The sequence below is a fragment of the Methylomonas sp. genome (assembly GCF_023228165.1).
Lineage (GTDB): Bacteria > Pseudomonadota > Gammaproteobacteria > Methylococcales > Methylomonadaceae > Methylomonas.
The window spans coordinates 32,935-49,130 of record NZ_JALOBS010000005.1; the positions used below are offsets into that span (position 1 = coordinate 32,935).

The window sequence follows — 16,196 nt, forward strand, 5'->3', positions numbered from 1 at the left end:
GAGTGGTTTGCAGTTTGTCAGTTGTCGCGGCTTTGATTCGCGGCGAAAAAAGCTTCCATCCGTCCTTGCAATTCGCTTGGATCGATATCGTCCACATGAGTGGCGATCAGCCAATGGTGGCCGAAGGGATCGATCAGCGAGCCCATGCGGTCGCCCCAAAACTGATTTTCGACCGGCATGGTTTGCTTGGCGCCCGCTGCGATAGCCTGCGAAAACACCGCATCGGCATCGCTCACATACAAATGCAACTTGACGCAACTGCCGCCCAAGGTTTGCGGCGATGTGGAATTCGGATTCGGATATTCGTCGGAAAGCATGAAGTTTGACTCGCCGATCTTGAATTCGGCATGCCCCACTTTGCCGTCCGGCATATGCAGGCGTAAACCTTCCTTCGCGCCGAAGGCTGTTTTATAAAACGCCAGCGCCGCGTCGGCGTCATGAACCGTCAGATAGGGCGTGACGGTATGGCAACCGTCCGGAATAGGTTTGATTTGAGTGGTCATAATATCCTCCTGTTTGTGGAAAATGTTTTGTATGCTCAACCGCGAACCGCCGCCTCGATTGCCGCGATATCGATCTTTTTCATCTGCATCATCGCCTCGAACGCGCGCTTGGCGGCAGCCGGATCGGGACCGCTGATCGCGCCGGTCAAAGCCAACGGCGTAATCTGCCAGGACACGCCCCATTTATCCTTGCACCAGCCGCAGGCACTCTCTTCGCCGCCGTTGCCGACGATGGCGTTCCAGTAGCGATCCGTTTCGGCTTGGTCTTCGGTGGCAACCTGAAACGAGAACGCTTCATTGTGCTTGAACACGGGTCCGCCGTTAAGCCCGAGGCAGGGAATGCCCATCACGCTGAACCGGACCGTCAACATATCCCCTTTCTTCCCGGACGGAAAGTCTCCCGGGGCATGGAATACCGCGTCGACGGAGGAATCGGGGAAGGTCTCGGCGTAAAACCGCGCCGCGTCTTCGGCGTCGCCGTTGTACCAGAGGCAAATCGTGATTTTTTGCAGGTTTCATCATGTCCCTCCTCCATCGGTGGGATAACGTCAAAATTAGTATGAAATTCACCGTGGGAGCGACACTTTGTCGCGACTACGCGTCGCTCCTACCGGGAATGCCGTTCATTGCCGCAGATTTGTTACCGTTAGTAGGCTGCAAAATCTGCTTCTTCGTACTCCGGGCGAATTTCAATGTCGGAGTCCTCCAGCATGGGATTCGGACAGCGCTTCACCCATTCGACGGCTTCATCCAACGATGAGACCTGCCAAAGCCAGTAACCGGCAATCTGATCTTCCGGTTCCAGGAATGGGCCGTCGATGACGGTGCGCTGGGTACCGGAAAACCTGACACGCTTCCCCTGCGAGGTGGGCTTTAAACCAGCGCCGACCAGCATAATGCCGGCGTTGATTAACTCGTCATTGTACTGACCCATCGCAGTCAGTAATTCGGCGCTAGGCATAGTACCCTTTTCGCTGTCCTTGCTTGCCTTAACAATCACCATACATTTCATTAAATTTCTCCTGTTGAAGCCGGTCGAGCAGTGGAATTGGCGGTCTTACAATCGATAGTCGAATAGCGTTTGCCGAAATCGACAAGTCGCCCGAAATTTCTTTAAAGCTATCTAACAGACCATATCCGCAACGGCAAGACCCAGTGCCTGCAAGGTCTGCGCGTCTTCGGCAACCGGCCGCACTTCGACGCAACCCAGTTTCGCTCCCGGGATTCGTGACGCCACCTGGATTGCTTCATTCAAATCCATGGCCTCGATCAGGTAATAGCCGCCGAGTTGTTCCTTGGTTTCCGCAAAGGGCCCGTCGGTGGTGGTGGTTTTGCCGTTCCGAACCCGCAGCGTAATCGCCTCATTGGCGGGCAATAAGCGATTACAACCTAGATAATGACCACTATCTTTGATGGCTTGAGTAAATGCCATGTATTCGTCAAAGTGCTTGCTCGCATCGCTTTCCGTCATGTGCTCCATCACGGTTTCGGCACAAATCAGGCAGAGGTATTTCATGTTCGGCTCCTGTTAGTTAAAAACGCTAGACGCCTAATAGTCGTTTCCGCTTCGAGAATTTCGACATAACCGGGATAGAAAATCGAAAAAAATTTCACGCCACTCGCTACCGTTTTGAAATTTTTGATTTATTCTTCACGCCGCCGATACTGTCAAACGGCCTTGCTAAATGACTAACGCTTGCAAGCCGAGGACATCGCCGTGCGCGCAGCCGATAAAGGTTATAGGACTCTATGCTTTGACCCGCTTACCGTCGCCAACAGCCGCTTATACGGCTTTGCCTTCGGCTTAGGCATGATAAACAGCGCATATATCGACCAGGCAATGGTCCAGCTCGCCGCATTAATGCGGCAGTGCCTGCTTCGTCATTAGTCGGGTTGACGAAGGCCTGTGTGTCGGCCCGTGCTTACAATTCGCGCAAGCGTCGCTCCAGAAAACGCCGCTCCGGCTGTTGCCGGGTCAAGCTCAGGGCGCGTTCATAAGCGGATCGGGCTTCGTTCGTTCTTCCCAAACGCCTTAACAAATCCGCTCTAGCCGAGTGTGCCAACTGATATTCGGCCAATTCGCCTCGCGACAGAATAGCGTCGATCAGCACAAGGCCGGCGTCCGGACCGTCCCGCATCGCAATCGCCACGGCTCGATTCAATTTCACGATAGGCGACGGCTCGATACGCAGCAAGACTGTATAAAGTGCGGCGATTTGCGGCCAGTCGGTGGCCGCGGCCTCCACCGCGCCGGCGTGTACCGCCGCAATGGCCGCCTGCAGCGTATACGGGCCGAATCGTCGCGACCTTAAAGCTCGTTCCACCATTATTGAGCCTTCAGCGATCTGTTCTCGGTTCCACAAGGAGCGGTCCTGATCGCTCAATAGTATTAGTTCACCATCCGGCGAGCTGCGCGCGGCGCGGCGGGATTCGTGCAACAGCATCAGGGCCAATAGGCCCAGGATTTCCGGGTCCGGCAACAGCTCGGCCAGTAAGCGGCCCAAGCGAATCGCCTCTTCCGATAAATCATGACGGGTTAGCATCGAGCCCGACGAAGCTGAATACCCTTCGTTGAAGACCAAATAAACCACGCGCAACACGTTGTCCAGCCGCTCCGGTAATTCGGCGGGGTCCGGCAGCTGGTAAGGAATTTTTGCATCGCGAATCTTGGCCTTGGCTCGAACGATACGCTGCGCCAGCGTAGGTGCGGGCGTCAGGAAGGCGCGAGCGATTTCTTCGGTCGCCAAGCCGCACACTTCACGCAAGGTCATCGCCACCTGCGCTTCCGACGACAAAGCCGGGTGGCAGCAGGTGAAGATCAGCCGCAGGCGGTCGTCTTCCAGATGCTCTTCATCGGGATCGCCGCTTTCGCCTGCTGGGTCGGCCAGCGTGTCGACATCCTCCAGCATCTCAAAACGCGCCCGACGGCGTAGATTGTCGATGGCTTTGAAACGACCGACCGATACCAACCAGGCTTTCGGATTGGCAGGGATGCCGTCGCGTGGCCATTGCTCCAATGCGGCACGAAAGGCGTCGTGCAGCGCTTCCTCCGCCAGATCAAAATCACCAAGCAGACGGATCAGCGTGGCTAGGACATGGCTAGACTCAAGGCGATAAATGCCGCTCACGGCATCATGCACCGTTTTCTTGTCGATTGGCGTCGAAATTCCGTTAGCTGTCATACCGATGTCAGAAAACCCGTGAGACGGTCAAGGCATTGGCGGCCTCGGTCTATAGCGCCGTATTCGTTGACGATGACGTCGCGATTACTGGGTGAATCCAAAATCATGCTTAGCGCCAGCTGAGTTCGGGAGTTCAGTGCATCAAACGCCCAACTGCCGAGAAAGTGCACGTCTGGACCGTCATTTTTGCCGCCGCCGTGCGCATAAACAAGCCGCTACAGTAGGGATAATCGACATCGTCCGCCCCCCACCAACGCAGGACGACCATCGTCTCCCAGAGGCGTTCGCGAGCTGCGTCGACGACACGACTGATGACGATTTCACGGTCGGCGGTATGTTCCGGAATTATATTAATATTCATTCTTCTGTTTCAATGTAAGCAATTACCGTAACCGAGTGCCATCTGATAGTCGAATGACATGTGGCCGATTCGACAATTGATCGATAATATTTCCACTGAGCTGGCTCGCACCCTCTTTCTTGCAATTGAGCCTACCCCAGTAATCATCTCCCTACGGCTCCACAGGTACCCGCGGATTTCCCTGCATCAGCAGCAACTCCGGTCACAGATGTATGTAACGCGGCGCCGACTTCATTGGCCGAATCCACTTGAATGTTGGCTAAGCCCTTGACTACAACGCCCTGCTGATTGGGCAAAGCTCGAGTGCACGACCAATCAAGAGAGCAGCTGGTCCTCCACGAGCAACATTTAGGTATCCGGCCAGTGGACAGCCATTGGTCTCCACTCTCGACGATAGCAAGACCAACCTAGATGTCAAAGTCCACAGGTCTCAGTTCAATGGTCCACCGAGATATTTTATTGGCAGGGTAAAATTTAGTTGGTACTTGTGACGGCACTAAGCACCTTCGAATTATTAGCATCCGCCTAAACAACTTTTAGCTGTCGGCGACTAAATTGCGGCATATCCCCTAGTAAAAAACAAAATAGGGCATTTACCGCATTTTAATATTTTGAAATTGCTTTTTTTAACGGATCCTTTGTCCAGATTTATCATGTGGCTTTATTCTTGCTTTACATTTGGTGCCGGAATAATTGAATACATTATGCCTACAATCACTTCCATTGATGTACCGACCAATCAAATACTTATTAATTTTATTGAAACTCGTCAGTCGGAACTTCAAAAATTTCTTTACTGGAAAGTAGGTTCATACGAAGTTGCTGAAGAGCTGGCACAGGAAACTTATTTCCGATTTTTGAAGCAACCCCGGTCAAATTCAATTCAGGATTTGAACGCATTTATGTTCACTATTGCCACCAATCTTGCTCGCGATTACTTGCGGAACCTCGCCCGGGAACAAAACCGAGAGTTTGTACCATTGGATATAGACATTCCCGATGCAAAGCCAAGTGTAGAAGACATCATCATCAAGCAATGCATGAGCAACCAACTACAGCAGGCGCTTGCCACTTTACCGGACACAACCCGGGAAGTTTTTTTGCTCTATCGCATCGATCAATTAAGCTACAAAGAAATCGCTGGCCGCTTAAATATTTCAGAACGCACTGTTGAGCATCATTTACGGCAGGCGTTATTGTTATGCCGAAGTTTTTTGACAAAATCCTGATGACTGTTTAAATAGCCGCCTACCCGCAGGGCCTAATAGCCTGTACTTGCCTCATTTTGTCCGGAGTCAGCATCATCGATCCGCTACCGCCCCCATTGTCCGATAGCCTGTTTGACGAAGCAAATACCTGGTTTTTCCGATTGCGCGCTGAAGACGTCAGCGCAGCCGAAAAGCAGGCATTTGTCAGTTGGCTGTCGATCAGCCCGCGACATGCTCAAGCCTGGAACGAGGTACAAGAGCTATTTATGGCTCTGGAATCACCGGCCGCGGCAATTCGCCAGCGGGAAAAATCCGCGCTCGCAATCGGCAAATCCAAGCCGAACACGGTTATCCGCCGTCGCCGTCTGCCTATACGGCGAGCTGCGACCGCAGTTACCGTCTGTGCAAGTATCTTGATATTTCTGGTTAACCCGGTGCTGATACAAAATCTGCAAAGCGATTATCATACGGATACCGGCGAGCAACGGCATGTCGAGTTGAGCGACGGTTCGCGCTTGTTGCTCAACACCGATACCGCTGTAAGCATTGATATGCAAGACAACTCGCGTAGCGTGCGACTATTACGTGGCGAAGTGTTTTTCGAGGTGGCGCATGCACCGCAACGGCCTTTTTGGGCGATAGCCGACGATGTCCGGGCGCGAGTAACCGGTACTGCCTTCAGTGTCGACAACAGCTTTGCCGGCATCGCCTGCGGCCGAGGCCGAACCGCTTGCCGCCGCAACCGATCAAGCCAACGACCGCCGCATTCTGGTGTCGTGGGCAACCAATGCCGGGCCGTGGACGGCAGCCGTACGCGAAGGGCAAATCGCCAGCCGCCGCCTAGCCACCGACCGGGCCATCATCGACGCCGTCGTCGATTGCGCGCCGCAGTCGGTACTGGATATCGGCTGCGGCGAAGGCTGGCTGGTGCGGGCATTGACCGAACGCGGCATTCAGGCGGCCGGCGTCGACGCCATTCCAATATTGATCGAACAAGCCCGCCAAGCCGGCCCGGAAACCTATTACCTGGCGTCTTACCAGGACATTGCCCACGGCCGGTTCCGGTTTCAGGCCGACGCACTGGTTTGCAATTTTTCCCTGTTCGGAAAAACCTCAGTCGAAGCACTGTTTGCCGCCGCTGCCGGCTTATTGCCTGCACACGGCCGCTTGATCGTGCAAACCCTGCATCCACATGCAACCTGTAGCGACCAGCCATACAAAGACGGCTGGCGCGCCGGTTCGTGGCAAGGGTTCAGCCCGGACTTTAGCAATCCACCACCGTATTATTTCCGCACCCTCTCCAATTGGGTGGATTTATTCGTCGGCAACGGCTTCGAGATCGTCGAAATCCGCGAACCCAACGATCCAGACAGCAACCAACCGTTAGCCATTCTATTCATGGCCACTGTGAAACTGCAGGCTTTGTAAGTCATTTTGCAGACGCTTGGCAGCGCGCCGAAAGTCTTGCGGAAATCGTGGCTGAAGAGGGCGGAATCGCAAACGCCGGCGGCGTGGGCGGTGGCCGTGAAATTATCGCCGCAAACGATGCAGGTCAGCGCCTGGCGCATACGGTTCCAAGCCCGGTAACGCCTGAGCGGCACGCCGACCTGTCGGCTAAACAGATGCTGAAAGCGCGATGGCGACAAGCCTACCTGCGCAGCCAAGCAGTCAGCGGCGTCAAGTCATCATGGGCCTGCAGCTGCTCGGCGATGCGTTGCACACCCGGATCGATAGTGGATACGGACGTTCGGCGGGTTGAATAGCCGAGCTAATCCTGTAGCGCAGCTGACGCCTAACCGACTTCAAAATCAGCCGTCGCGCCAACGATACAATACATCCTACCCACAAAAAGAATCAATCCAACCAATTCTCCATCAACAACCCCGGCACCCGCTCGAATTCCCTTAGATTATTGCTGACCAACACCAACCCCTGGCTGCGGGCATGGGCGGCGATGTGCAGGTCATTGACACCGATCGGCTGTCCAATTTTTTCCAACGCGGCGCGTATGCTGCCGTAATGCATTGCGGCGCTGTCGGTGTAGGGCAATACCCGCAAGCGACTATAAAAGTCTTCTACTGTGGCGAGATTTCGGGAGGGAAACTGGCGTTTCTCGGTGTCGTGAATCAACTCTGCTAGCGTAATCGCGGAGATCGCCATGCGACCGTGATGCCGGTTAAATGTCGCCAATACTTCGATCGGCCGTTGTTTGATCACATAGATGACGATGTTGGTATCGAGCAGATATTTCAACATGCGCAGCTAGAAACTCTCGCGTTCGCCTTGCTGCTGACCGGCCCGTTCGTTTAGAAAATCGTCGCTGACGGTAGGACCATTGAGAAAAAAACTGTCCCAGGCCGCATCCGCCGGGGCAATGATACGCTCCTGACCCACGGCGCGAACTTCAACTTTTTTGACGCTGTCGGGAAAACGCATGTCGGCAGGCAGGCGAACGGCCTGACTACGGTTGTTGGTGAAAACGGTGCTGGTGGTCATGGGCTTCTCCGCAATGCTATATACAAGCAATATATCCCTGTGCCCATATAACGTCAATGCATACTGACTGTCCGAGGAATTCGATAGCCGCGACGATGTGAGGCCCTTACACCCCGGACCTTCTCCGTATTACGCTTAAAGTACAACATCAACCCGCTTAACCGCTATTCTTGTCTTGGCCGGCCTCGTTCACTACGTTTGCCATGGCCGGCTGGCCGGACTCGCGCAAAGCTTTGATCACGCTACGTTGGTTTTCCGGCGGCTGGTTTTGGCTGACTTTCCACTTGCCTTGCAGCCGCGTCACGCTGACTTCGATACCGACAATCTGTGTTATCAAGCGTTCGGTAAAATCGGCAGGCGCGTCCGCTACCGACCAGGGTTCGGGAAATCCGGCTTCGAATTCCTGCGTCATAGCATCCAATTGCCGGCGAATCCAGTCTGGATCGTCGATTACCCGTAGCTTGCCGTAAGCATGCACGGCGGCATAATTCCAGGTCGGCACCACCTTACCGGTTTGAGGTTTTGTCGCATACCAGGACGGCGAGATGTAGGCGTTTTCTGCTTGAAACACCGCCAGCACTTCGGCTTGCGGATCGAAATCCATCCACAGCGGATTCGAGCGGGCGATATGGCCGCGCAAGCTGCCGTAAGGTGAACCGTCATCCTGCATCCAATGCAGAGGAATGTGGTTCGCGTTCAGACCATTGGCGGATAAGGTGACTAACGTCGCCAGCGGGTAGTCACGTATCAATGTCTGCATGACATCGAGTCTGGGTTCTTCGAAATACTTGGGAATATACATTTTGGCCGTTACTGTCCGGTATTGGAAACGTAATATTTCATAACATAGCTATGAAGCGATTCCCCTACCACATTAAAACCATGCCTTTCATAGAATCGCTTGGCTTCCATGTTAATTTTAAACACTTCTAAACCGACGGGTTTGGATTGTTCGGTAGCGGAAGTAATAAGCCACAGCAGTAAGTGTGTCCCTATGCCTTTACTTTGATGGTTACGATGAATAGCCAACATGCGCAGGAATAAGTGATCCGTATTATTGTCAATGTGGGCGTATCCAACCAGTTGCTTCCCTTCGTAAACTACCGTTATTCCGTCAGGATTAAAATGTGCGGCGAAATCGTTAGTTTGCCAGTCTTCATTCCAGCCCCATATTTCAGAAATATAATCGCCCATGACTTGGCGATACAATTCGAAAATCGCTTCCTGATCCATTGCAATCGCTTTTCTGTAGCTGTAGGTCATAATGAATGCGTTATCCATTTCCGGCAGTATTAATCGCCGTTCTTCACTGCAGCTAAAAACGCCGAAACCAAAGGGTGCGGCTGTTCCGGCGTGGATCGGGCTTGCGGCACGAACAAAGTGCCGATGAAAAACGGATGGCTAGGCCACTCGATCACCCGGATATCACCTTCGGCATCGGCGCCGCTGATTTGCATAGGGCCTTGTTTCAGAGCATCGACATAGTCCGGGTTGATGCCGAAATTACAGTAATATTGCTCGGTAGCCGTTATCGCAGCATAAATGGCTGCCACGCGAGAATTGGGTTCGAAACTTAGTTGCATTTCGCGTCCGGCCAGTGAACAAGTCAACTGCGAGATAAATAAATTCGAGGCATACGGATGGTACTCGGCGTACTGCGCGTCTTTAAACCCCAACACGTTGCGAGCATATTCGATAATCATGTGCTGAAAGCCGCCGCAGGTGCCGAAGCATGGGATATTGTTTTCTCGGGCATAACGAATTGCCGCCAGGGTTTTGTCCAGATTTTTGTACGGGCTGCCGGGTGCCACCCAGATGCCGGCGTAACGTTCGAACAACGATGGATCAATGTCGGCGGTTGAAATCCAGTCGGCGCTAATATCCAAACCGGAATCCGCCTCGACATGTTCGATAGCGGTATTGGTAGCAGCATGAGGCGGAAATGTAGGCGTGTATTCGCCGAGCAATGCGATGGATACCGTCATAGATGGGTAAACTCCTTGTTTAACTGAACGTTTTGATCGCTAGGCATATCGTCGGCGCGGCTCGATACAGGCAGGAATAATGGGAAAGTCCGTCCAGTACCGTGACTTTCGAACAACCAGGCAGCGCCGTTGCCAAAAAATCCGCCATGGCAACCGGCGACCAGTTGTCTTCCGCGCCGTGCCAGATATAAGTATCGGTGCTGACATCGGCCAACATCGCTTTCCAGGGCTGCACGTAGGCAATGACGTCACGAGCATAGCCTAGCGAATCGCGCTTGAAACAGGTTTTGAGCGTTTGGGTCATGGCGGCCCGAAACGTCTTGTCTTCTGCTAAAGCCTTGTCTTCACCGACCGCGCTGGAAAATAACATCCGCAATAACAGGCCAGGCAACCTACGCGCTATTTCCCCTTGTACGCGAGCCAGCCGCAGAAATGCAGACGGATGATTTTGAGCCAGCCGGAAAACGGCTTTTCCCGCCGCCGCATCGATGAAGTTGCCGGCGTCCAGAGGCGCAGCCGCGGAAACCAAATGCAGGCTGCGGACTTTGCCGTTCATCGCCCGGCAGACTTGCAAGGCAATGAAAGCGCCGATCGAAAAGCCGATAAAATCGACCGGTTTAGCGCCAACCTTGTTGGTAATCTCATCGGCTAGGCATTGGTAATAAGCGTTGCCTTGCAACTTAGGGGCTATAGTCGAGCGGTCATAACAAATGATGGTCAGCTGATGTTGTTTGCCATGCAGATCAAAAATTTCGCATTCGTCAGCCGAACCCGGCGTACCGTGGAAATAGATCACCGGCTGGCCGTCGGCTGCGCCAAATTGGCGGTAGGCTAAAAACTGCTCTGAATGCATAATACCGCTATCGGGCACCTCGTATTGCGGGAACCATTTATTATTGAAGATCTTACAGCAACTGCCAGTTTTGACGGTTTAAAAAACGAACACACCGCGAAAAATTTATATTTGTAGCTTAACGCTTTATTGCCTAACGAGTCTTTTAGTAATCTTATCGGCAAGGGCAGAAACACCATGCCGGGTGACTGTTTCATGAGTACCCTTTAACTCGATATCGAATCGCGAAACCCATTTTTTAGTGTTGACGTAAACCAAGTCCGCTATCAAATGGGAATACAGGAAACTGGGCTTATTATGCTGCCCCACAATCACCCAATCGGCGCCGAACTGCTCAGCCAGTTTTGCCGCCAGGTCATGATAGCTGAACAAGTAACCAAAACCGGCATTGGAGGTCGCCTGAGCCTCGGCATTGACGACGATGATTTCGTAATCGCCTTTCTGCAACAGCGCCTGCTCCAGCAAAGGGCGAAGACTTTCTGTCCGTCGTTGCTCCTCTACGGTGTTGGGTAGTAGCGTGCTGTCGTTAAGTTCGAAATCCAACACCGCAACACGCTGCCTGGCGACCGCATGATGACTAAGCGTTAGCAGTGCCGATAAGATGAATTTGAAGATCCGTTGCGTCATGTCCGCCGCCTAAATTTGCTTCTGCGCCGCATACAGATCGATGAAATCCTGCCATCTTAGTTCGCCGATAACATCCTGCGCGTCATCCAGTATTTCATACAAAACACCATCGCCACCTCGGATGCTGAACAACACTATGACATCCACCTCACCACCACCTTCCCGATGCGGTTCGTCGCTGGCTGGACTAGACGTGTATTGGCCGACAGGCCTGATTTCCTTGAGGCTGCCGTCGGCGTGATACAAGCGATGTTCGCCCTGAATGACAAAGGTTTTATTTAAGACTTTGTGCCTGTGTAAGACAATTTGCCGGTTAGCGGCAAATTTAAACAAGGCATCGATAATGTGGCGTTGCTCGTCAATATCCAGTATCGAATAGTGCAAATAATCGAAACCTGCCAGGGTTTGCCAGTGGATATGACTATCGTCGAATAAGGTTTGACTCATAGGGGGTATCCTCGTCATGAAGTGGGTCAATGAAACATTGCGCCCGATCCAATCACCGATCAGGCGACCACAGCATAGGCAATACCTGACTGATCGTAAGCCGATATTTACCCGCCAAAATCGGGCAATTTACCCGCGTATTTTGAGATGACTTTGCAGTTAGGCTGCCGACTCGTAGAATGCAGCAATACCAAATTCTTTCAACTTAGGCGTGGTATGAACTTACAACTGCATTTGCTGTTCCGGATCGCCTGGGTGGCTTTGGCATGCTTGCTAATCATTGCAGCCTACGTGCTGTATCAAAGCCATCACATGGCCGCAGAAAACACCCGGCAAATGGTCGAATCGCTGGGCAAGCAACTGGAATCGCAATTATTGCTGACCAATGCTGGCTTGGGCCAAGCCCAGCCTTTCCCCGACTTTGAAATCTGGAAGCAATCCGGCGGCCAACCCGGTATCTGTTTGAGGTATGTCCCTACCGTGGGCACAATGTCACGCAGTCTTTGTAACGGTAGTAAACTCAGCCAGACCGAATGGCCGACACTCTTTGAAACAGTCTATCGGCAAATTTTTTACCCTGGATTAGCGGTAGCGAGGCCTATTGTATTCCATGGCCTGATTTACGGAACCTTGACAATGACACCCAGTGCCGAGCTGGAAATTGCCGGCGCTTGGAACAAGACTCTCAGCTTGATGACCTTATCCAGCGTTACAGTCTTTGCAGTGTGTCTATTGGTTTATTGGAATATCAATCATGCCTTGCAACCGGCAAAAACCATCGTTGCAGGCATCAAAGACATGGAATCCGGACATCTTGACTGCCGTCTACCCGTTTTTGAGTTAAATGAATGGCAACGAATTGCCGCAGCCATCAACCAACTGGCGAACAGTCAGCAACAATTGCTGGACGAGCGCCAAAAGCTGGTTGTGAAGTTAATCAATCTACAGGAAGATGAGCGCAGCTATTTAGCCAGAGAGCTACACGATGAATTCGGCCAATGTCTGGCGGCTATCAATGCTGTGGCTACCTCGATCAAACAAACCGCAGCAAAACAATGCCCGGAACTGGTCGCCGAAACCGATCACATCACTCGAATTACCGCCCACATGCTGGACAGCGTGCGCGGCTTGCTGGGTCTTTTACGACCAGCTGAGTTTGCTGAATGGGGCTTAGCCGTCAACCTCAATAGTCTGGTTGCAGGATGGAATGCGCGAAGCGGCAGCAAAACCCGTTTTCAACTGCATATCAGCGGCGATTGTTCTTCACTGTCGGAAGCCCAGGCAATAACCTTGTTTCGGATTACCCAGGAATGTCTGACCAATGTCGCCAAACATGCGACAGCAAATCATGTCAGTATAAACCTGAGCATTCGTTCAGATTCTGCAAGCTTGACCGTTAAAGACGACGGCATGGCTAAGACATTACCGTTTGCCAATACCACCGGCATTGGCTTCTTGGGCATCCGTGAACGTGTCACTGCCTTACAAGGGCGGTTGCGACTGGCCATTGCCAACCCACAGGGCCTGATCGTTGAGGTTTGCTTGCCAATGGCAGGCCTTTCGAGTACACACCATGATTAGCATTTTATTGGTCGACGACCACGCCATTGTTCGTGAGGGCTATAGAGGATTACTTTCCAAACAGTCCGGCTTGCAAGTAGTGGCGGAAGCAGGAGATGCCCTTCAAGCCTATCAAATGTTTAAACAATGCCGACCTGATCTGGTAATAACCGATATTTCTTTGCCCGGCAGCAGTGGTCTTGAACTGATCTACCGCATCAAACAACGATGCACCCGTGCCAAAATCCTGGTGTTCAGCATGCATCAAAATCCGGCCTTTGCCGAGCAGGCCGTGCGTGCCGGTGCCTTAGGCTATGTAAGCAAAAGCAGCGAGCCCGAAGTGTTGTTGCGCGCGATTCTGGATGTGTCTTCAGGTCAGCATGTATTAAGTCCGGACATCGCTCAACTATTGGCATTGGAAAAACTGGGTAGTGACAGAATTGCCTTGCAAACCCTGACGGTACGGGAGTTCGAGATCTTACGGTTACTGATGGATGGGCAAAACCATGATGATATTGCCAACCTTCTCAGCATTAGCACCAAAACGGTCGGCAATTGTCATTATTTGATCAAAAGCAAACTCGGTGTTGCCAGCGATATCGCATTAACCAAACTGGCCATTAAACTCAATGTACTTGATCTTTTGGCGTTATCTGGACCTGTAGGGTGACAAACTGCATTCATTCATGTGATTTGGCCTTGGCGTGCACGATGTATCGAGCCATTGCATTGCCGCTGTTGATATTGGTCTTCATCCTCTTTTTGCCAGGATATGCGTCGGTATGCCATCGATGCTGATTTGATTTTTGTCTTCCCAATAGGCTTTTATGCCCTGCTCGCCGGTTTTGATGGCCCAATCGGACAACATCTCCCGCTCGCCGGTATATGAAAAATACGGTACGGCCATGCCGCAGGAGGTCTGAACCAAATCGACACTGACGTCGAAAATTTGCCGGGCACCGGGCAAGGCTTCGAAATGCGCAAACAACGCCTGCCACTCCGGGTCGGGTGTGTGGACGACCTTGGCCGTGCCGTAAAGCCGCAAAATCAGCGGTTTCCCGTCGAACGCACAAAACATGATGGTCATGCGCGGATCGATTTGCACATGGGCGGAGGTTTCGTTGCCGCTGCCTGTCACGTTTAGCCAAATCACACGAGTCGGACTCAGAACCCTGAGCGAATCCATGCCTTTCGGCGAAATATTAACCCGACTGTCGGCTGTCGCCGTCCCAACAAAAAACAGCTTTTGTTCGACAATAAAACGGATATGTTTCTCGGATAGTTCGTTAAAGCGCTTGCCCATGGATGTCTCTAGCTTGTTGTTTACGTATTCAATGTTCTGCTCGCAGTCGGCGTTTTTCTTTTACGTTTTTTGCGCTGTGTACGCAATGCCGCATCATACGCGCATCGCGTCCAGACAGCAGCCTGTTCGCGCTCTTCCATACATTCCGCCGGCGCTTGGTAATACGACATGCTGGCGACCTTGCCATCTTTTCGGCCAAAATGAGCCAATGAGACGATATCGTTGAATGGCTGGAAATTATAGACCCTCCCAGTACATTATTGGCTTGGAATCTTCGCTGTCAACACATCACCCTAGGCTGAAATCTAAGGCGCAATCTGCATCAAAAAGATAATGGCTTAACCTACAATAACTACCCAGTCGGTTACATAGGTCATCTTGACATTCATGGTTCTTTGCAGAACCTTCAGCATATCATGGGGCTCCCTGATACTGAGGCGACCGTTGATTTTTAATTGCCTCAATGAATCGTCTCTAAAGAAAACCATTCCTGGACGATACCGGTTAATAGTCTCGATTACCGCCTCTAGCGTTTCGTTTTCATACACCAAAAACCCGTCAATCCAGGAAGTGGTCAGTTTCGAATCCAATTTTTTTGGCTGCCCAAATGATGTCTCGTAAACGGTTACCATTTCATCCTTGCCTAAAACGACAGGATCTTTCCAAATTTGATTATCAGATACTTCGACACGACCGGAGAGCACCTTAATCTCGTCACTTTCTTTTCGATGATTAACAAAAAAACGCGTTCCTAATACGCGCGTCGTTGAATGATCAGCCTGGACTAAAAACGGGCGGCTGGCATCTGGTTTAACATCAAAAAAAACTTCACCTTTGAATAATTCCACAGAACGCTTGCCGTCTTTCATATTGACAGCAATAGCGCTGTCAGTGTTAAGCATGGCGGTGGAGCCATCCGCCAGTAGAACAGTTTTACGCTCGCCAATGGCTGATGAGTAGTCCGCTTTTAATAGAACCTGTATTTGACCGGAAAATGACACGGCAAGCACCAAACAAGCAGCAAAAGCCAAGGGTATTTTCGGATTGATGTAACGCTTTTTAGAACGTTTCGGGGCAATGCCATGTGATTTTGCATTGAGTCTTAGACTCTTTAGTAGCTCGGTATCACCCCACATGGCGCAAACCTCATCAAACGCATGCCGGTGATCGGCGGCTTGCTCAAGCCACTGATCGAAAGACTTCCTATCTTCTCTACTGACGTTATCAGAGCGCAAGCGGATAAACCATGCCACGGCCTGTTCGTCTATATTGTCATTAAGATCGGAATCCAAAATTTTCACTTGGCTATTATAAAAAACAATCCGATATTTTAACGAATTCTAATTTACTTGACTCAGTTTTATTATCGTTTAGCTGGATTATTCCGGCTTTAACACCAGTTTATGTTGTGGTTCGCCTGCCAGAAAAGACATAGGCAATCCCAAACTTATAATATCAGCTCTGCCGTGCCAGCTGGTCAAATAATCCCGTAACGCGAGTAATTTCGGTTTTTGCGTTAAAACATCCGGCGACAATACTTTTAAAACCATAGAGCAAAACACCTTGTCATTGTGATTACGATGAACTACCAAGCATTTTTGTATTACCTAAAACAAACGCTTAGGATTTGGTTTGGAATAACTTCCAGAACTGGAATCTGCATGCAAAAAG

The 16,196-nt window shown here is 51.5% G+C and carries 21 protein-coding genes and 2 pseudogenes; 6 read left to right on the plus strand and 17 right to left on the minus strand.

Annotated elements, in window-relative coordinates; translation table 11 throughout:
* Positions 1 to 17: 17 nt before the first annotated feature.
* The 6 genes from M0R33_RS05025 to M0R33_RS05050 form a co-directional block, all read right to left on the minus strand.
* On the minus strand, positions 18 to 503 hold the full coding sequence (locus M0R33_RS05025) for a VOC family protein (RefSeq protein WP_292565970.1): 486 nt from the start codon (positions 501 to 503) through the stop codon (positions 18 to 20).
* 35 nt (positions 504 to 538) lie between these two features.
* Entirely contained in the window at positions 539 to 1,015 is a 477-nt protein-coding gene (locus M0R33_RS05030; RefSeq protein ID WP_366043159.1) for a VOC family protein, read from the minus strand.
* Positions 1,016 to 1,149: 134 nt separating this feature from the next.
* Positions 1,150 to 1,515 carry a YciI family protein gene (locus tag M0R33_RS05035; protein ID WP_292565972.1) on the minus strand — a complete coding sequence of 122 codons (366 nt, stop codon included), beginning with the start codon at positions 1,513 to 1,515 and terminating at the stop codon, positions 1,150 to 1,152.
* 111 nt (positions 1,516 to 1,626) lie between these two features.
* Positions 1,627 to 2,019 carry a YciI family protein gene (locus M0R33_RS05040; protein ID WP_292565975.1) on the minus strand — a complete coding sequence of 131 codons (393 nt, stop codon included), beginning with the start codon at positions 2,017 to 2,019 and terminating at the stop codon, positions 1,627 to 1,629.
* A gap of 406 nt (positions 2,020 to 2,425) precedes the next feature.
* On the minus strand, positions 2,426 to 3,685 hold the full coding sequence (locus M0R33_RS05045; RefSeq protein WP_292565978.1) for an RNA polymerase sigma factor: 1,260 nt from the start codon (positions 3,683 to 3,685) through the stop codon (positions 2,426 to 2,428).
* Between the two features lie 133 nt (positions 3,686 to 3,818).
* On the minus strand, positions 3,819 to 4,046 hold the full coding sequence (locus tag M0R33_RS05050; RefSeq protein ID WP_292565981.1) for a hypothetical protein: 228 nt from the start codon (positions 4,044 to 4,046) through the stop codon (positions 3,819 to 3,821).
* Positions 4,047 to 4,750: 704 nt separating this feature from the next.
* Here M0R33_RS05050 and M0R33_RS05055 point away from each other — a divergent pair.
* From M0R33_RS05055 to M0R33_RS05065, 3 genes and pseudogenes are all read left to right on the plus strand, one after another.
* Positions 4,751 to 5,275 (plus strand): RNA polymerase sigma factor, encoded by a 525-nt coding sequence (locus M0R33_RS05055; protein ID WP_292565984.1) that lies wholly within the window; start codon positions 4,751 to 4,753, stop codon positions 5,273 to 5,275.
* Between the two features lie 95 nt (positions 5,276 to 5,370).
* Positions 5,371 to 5,889 (plus strand): annotated as a pseudogene (locus M0R33_RS24380) (FecR domain-containing protein); the annotation flags it as partial.
* A 46-nt stretch (positions 5,890 to 5,935) separates the two neighbouring features.
* Positions 5,936 to 6,682 (plus strand): class I SAM-dependent methyltransferase, encoded by a 747-nt coding sequence (locus tag M0R33_RS05065; protein WP_292565989.1) that lies wholly within the window; start codon positions 5,936 to 5,938, stop codon positions 6,680 to 6,682.
* A gap of 71 nt (positions 6,683 to 6,753) precedes the next feature.
* On the opposite strand, the pseudogene M0R33_RS05070 reads toward M0R33_RS05065, so the two are convergent.
* Positions 6,754 to 6,918: pseudogene (locus M0R33_RS05070) on the minus strand (AraC family transcriptional regulator); the annotation flags it as partial.
* Between M0R33_RS05070 and M0R33_RS05075 the strand changes: the two are divergent.
* Entirely contained in the window at positions 6,891 to 7,013 is a 123-nt protein-coding gene (locus M0R33_RS05075) for a hypothetical protein (protein WP_292566314.1), read from the plus strand. The pseudogene M0R33_RS05070 and the gene M0R33_RS05075 sit on opposite strands and share 28 nt — an antisense overlap.
* A 95-nt stretch (positions 7,014 to 7,108) precedes the next feature.
* Here M0R33_RS05075 and M0R33_RS05080 read toward each other — a convergent pair whose 3' ends face one another.
* The 8 genes from M0R33_RS05080 to M0R33_RS05115 all read right to left on the minus strand — a co-directional run bounded on the left by M0R33_RS05080 (position 7,109) and on the right by M0R33_RS05115 (position 11,662).
* Positions 7,109 to 7,510 carry a type II toxin-antitoxin system VapC family toxin gene (locus M0R33_RS05080; protein ID WP_292565992.1) on the minus strand — a complete coding sequence of 134 codons (402 nt, stop codon included), beginning with the start codon at positions 7,508 to 7,510 and terminating at the stop codon, positions 7,109 to 7,111.
* Positions 7,511 to 7,516: 6 nt separating this feature from the next.
* Complete coding sequence (gene vapB / locus M0R33_RS05085; protein ID WP_292565993.1) at positions 7,517 to 7,750, minus strand: type II toxin-antitoxin system VapB family antitoxin; 234 nt, start codon at positions 7,748 to 7,750, stop codon at positions 7,517 to 7,519.
* Positions 7,751 to 7,907: 157 nt separating this feature from the next.
* Positions 7,908 to 8,552 carry an FMN-binding negative transcriptional regulator gene (locus tag M0R33_RS05090; RefSeq protein WP_292565994.1) on the minus strand — a complete coding sequence of 215 codons (645 nt, stop codon included), beginning with the start codon at positions 8,550 to 8,552 and terminating at the stop codon, positions 7,908 to 7,910.
* Positions 8,553 to 8,560: 8 nt separating this feature from the next.
* Positions 8,561 to 9,013 carry a GNAT family N-acetyltransferase gene (locus M0R33_RS05095; RefSeq protein WP_292565995.1) on the minus strand — a complete coding sequence of 151 codons (453 nt, stop codon included), beginning with the start codon at positions 9,011 to 9,013 and terminating at the stop codon, positions 8,561 to 8,563.
* 29 nt (positions 9,014 to 9,042) lie between these two features.
* Complete coding sequence (locus M0R33_RS05100; protein ID WP_292565998.1) at positions 9,043 to 9,735, minus strand: CTP synthase; 693 nt, start codon at positions 9,733 to 9,735, stop codon at positions 9,043 to 9,045.
* A 19-nt stretch (positions 9,736 to 9,754) separates the two neighbouring features.
* Positions 9,755 to 10,588 (minus strand): alpha/beta hydrolase, encoded by an 834-nt coding sequence (locus tag M0R33_RS05105; protein WP_292566001.1) that lies wholly within the window; start codon positions 10,586 to 10,588, stop codon positions 9,755 to 9,757.
* Between the two features lie 126 nt (positions 10,589 to 10,714).
* The gene (locus M0R33_RS05110) at positions 10,715 to 11,215 is read right to left on the minus strand and encodes a DUF2380 domain-containing protein (protein WP_292566003.1); all 501 of its coding nucleotides are present in this window, start codon (positions 11,213 to 11,215) and stop codon (positions 10,715 to 10,717) included.
* Positions 11,216 to 11,224: 9 nt separating this feature from the next.
* A complete protein-coding gene (locus tag M0R33_RS05115) occupies positions 11,225 to 11,662 on the minus strand; it encodes a regulator (RefSeq protein WP_292566006.1) in 438 nt (145 codons plus the stop codon).
* Positions 11,663 to 11,878: 216 nt separating this feature from the next.
* On the opposite strand from M0R33_RS05115, the gene M0R33_RS05120 reads away from it, so the two are divergent.
* Both M0R33_RS05120 and M0R33_RS05125 read left to right on the plus strand, forming a co-directional pair.
* Positions 11,879 to 13,243, plus strand: a complete 1,365-nt coding sequence (locus M0R33_RS05120) for a histidine kinase (protein WP_292566008.1) — start codon at positions 11,879 to 11,881, stop codon at positions 13,241 to 13,243.
* A complete protein-coding gene (locus M0R33_RS05125) occupies positions 13,236 to 13,892 on the plus strand; it encodes a response regulator transcription factor (protein WP_292566011.1) in 657 nt (218 codons plus the stop codon). The genes M0R33_RS05120 and M0R33_RS05125 overlap by 8 nt, the downstream gene beginning before the upstream one ends.
* Positions 13,893 to 13,973: 81 nt before the next feature.
* Here the strand turns inward: M0R33_RS05125 and M0R33_RS05130 are convergent, their stop codons facing one another.
* Together M0R33_RS05130 and M0R33_RS05135 are read right to left on the minus strand one after the other, a co-directional pair.
* The gene (locus M0R33_RS05130; protein ID WP_292566014.1) at positions 13,974 to 14,525 is read right to left on the minus strand and encodes a pyridoxamine 5'-phosphate oxidase family protein; all 552 of its coding nucleotides are present in this window, start codon (positions 14,523 to 14,525) and stop codon (positions 13,974 to 13,976) included.
* Positions 14,526 to 14,863: 338 nt separating this feature from the next.
* Positions 14,864 to 15,826 carry a FecR family protein gene (locus M0R33_RS05135; protein ID WP_292566017.1) on the minus strand — a complete coding sequence of 321 codons (963 nt, stop codon included), beginning with the start codon at positions 15,824 to 15,826 and terminating at the stop codon, positions 14,864 to 14,866.
* Between the last annotated feature and the right edge of the window lie 370 nt (positions 15,827 to 16,196).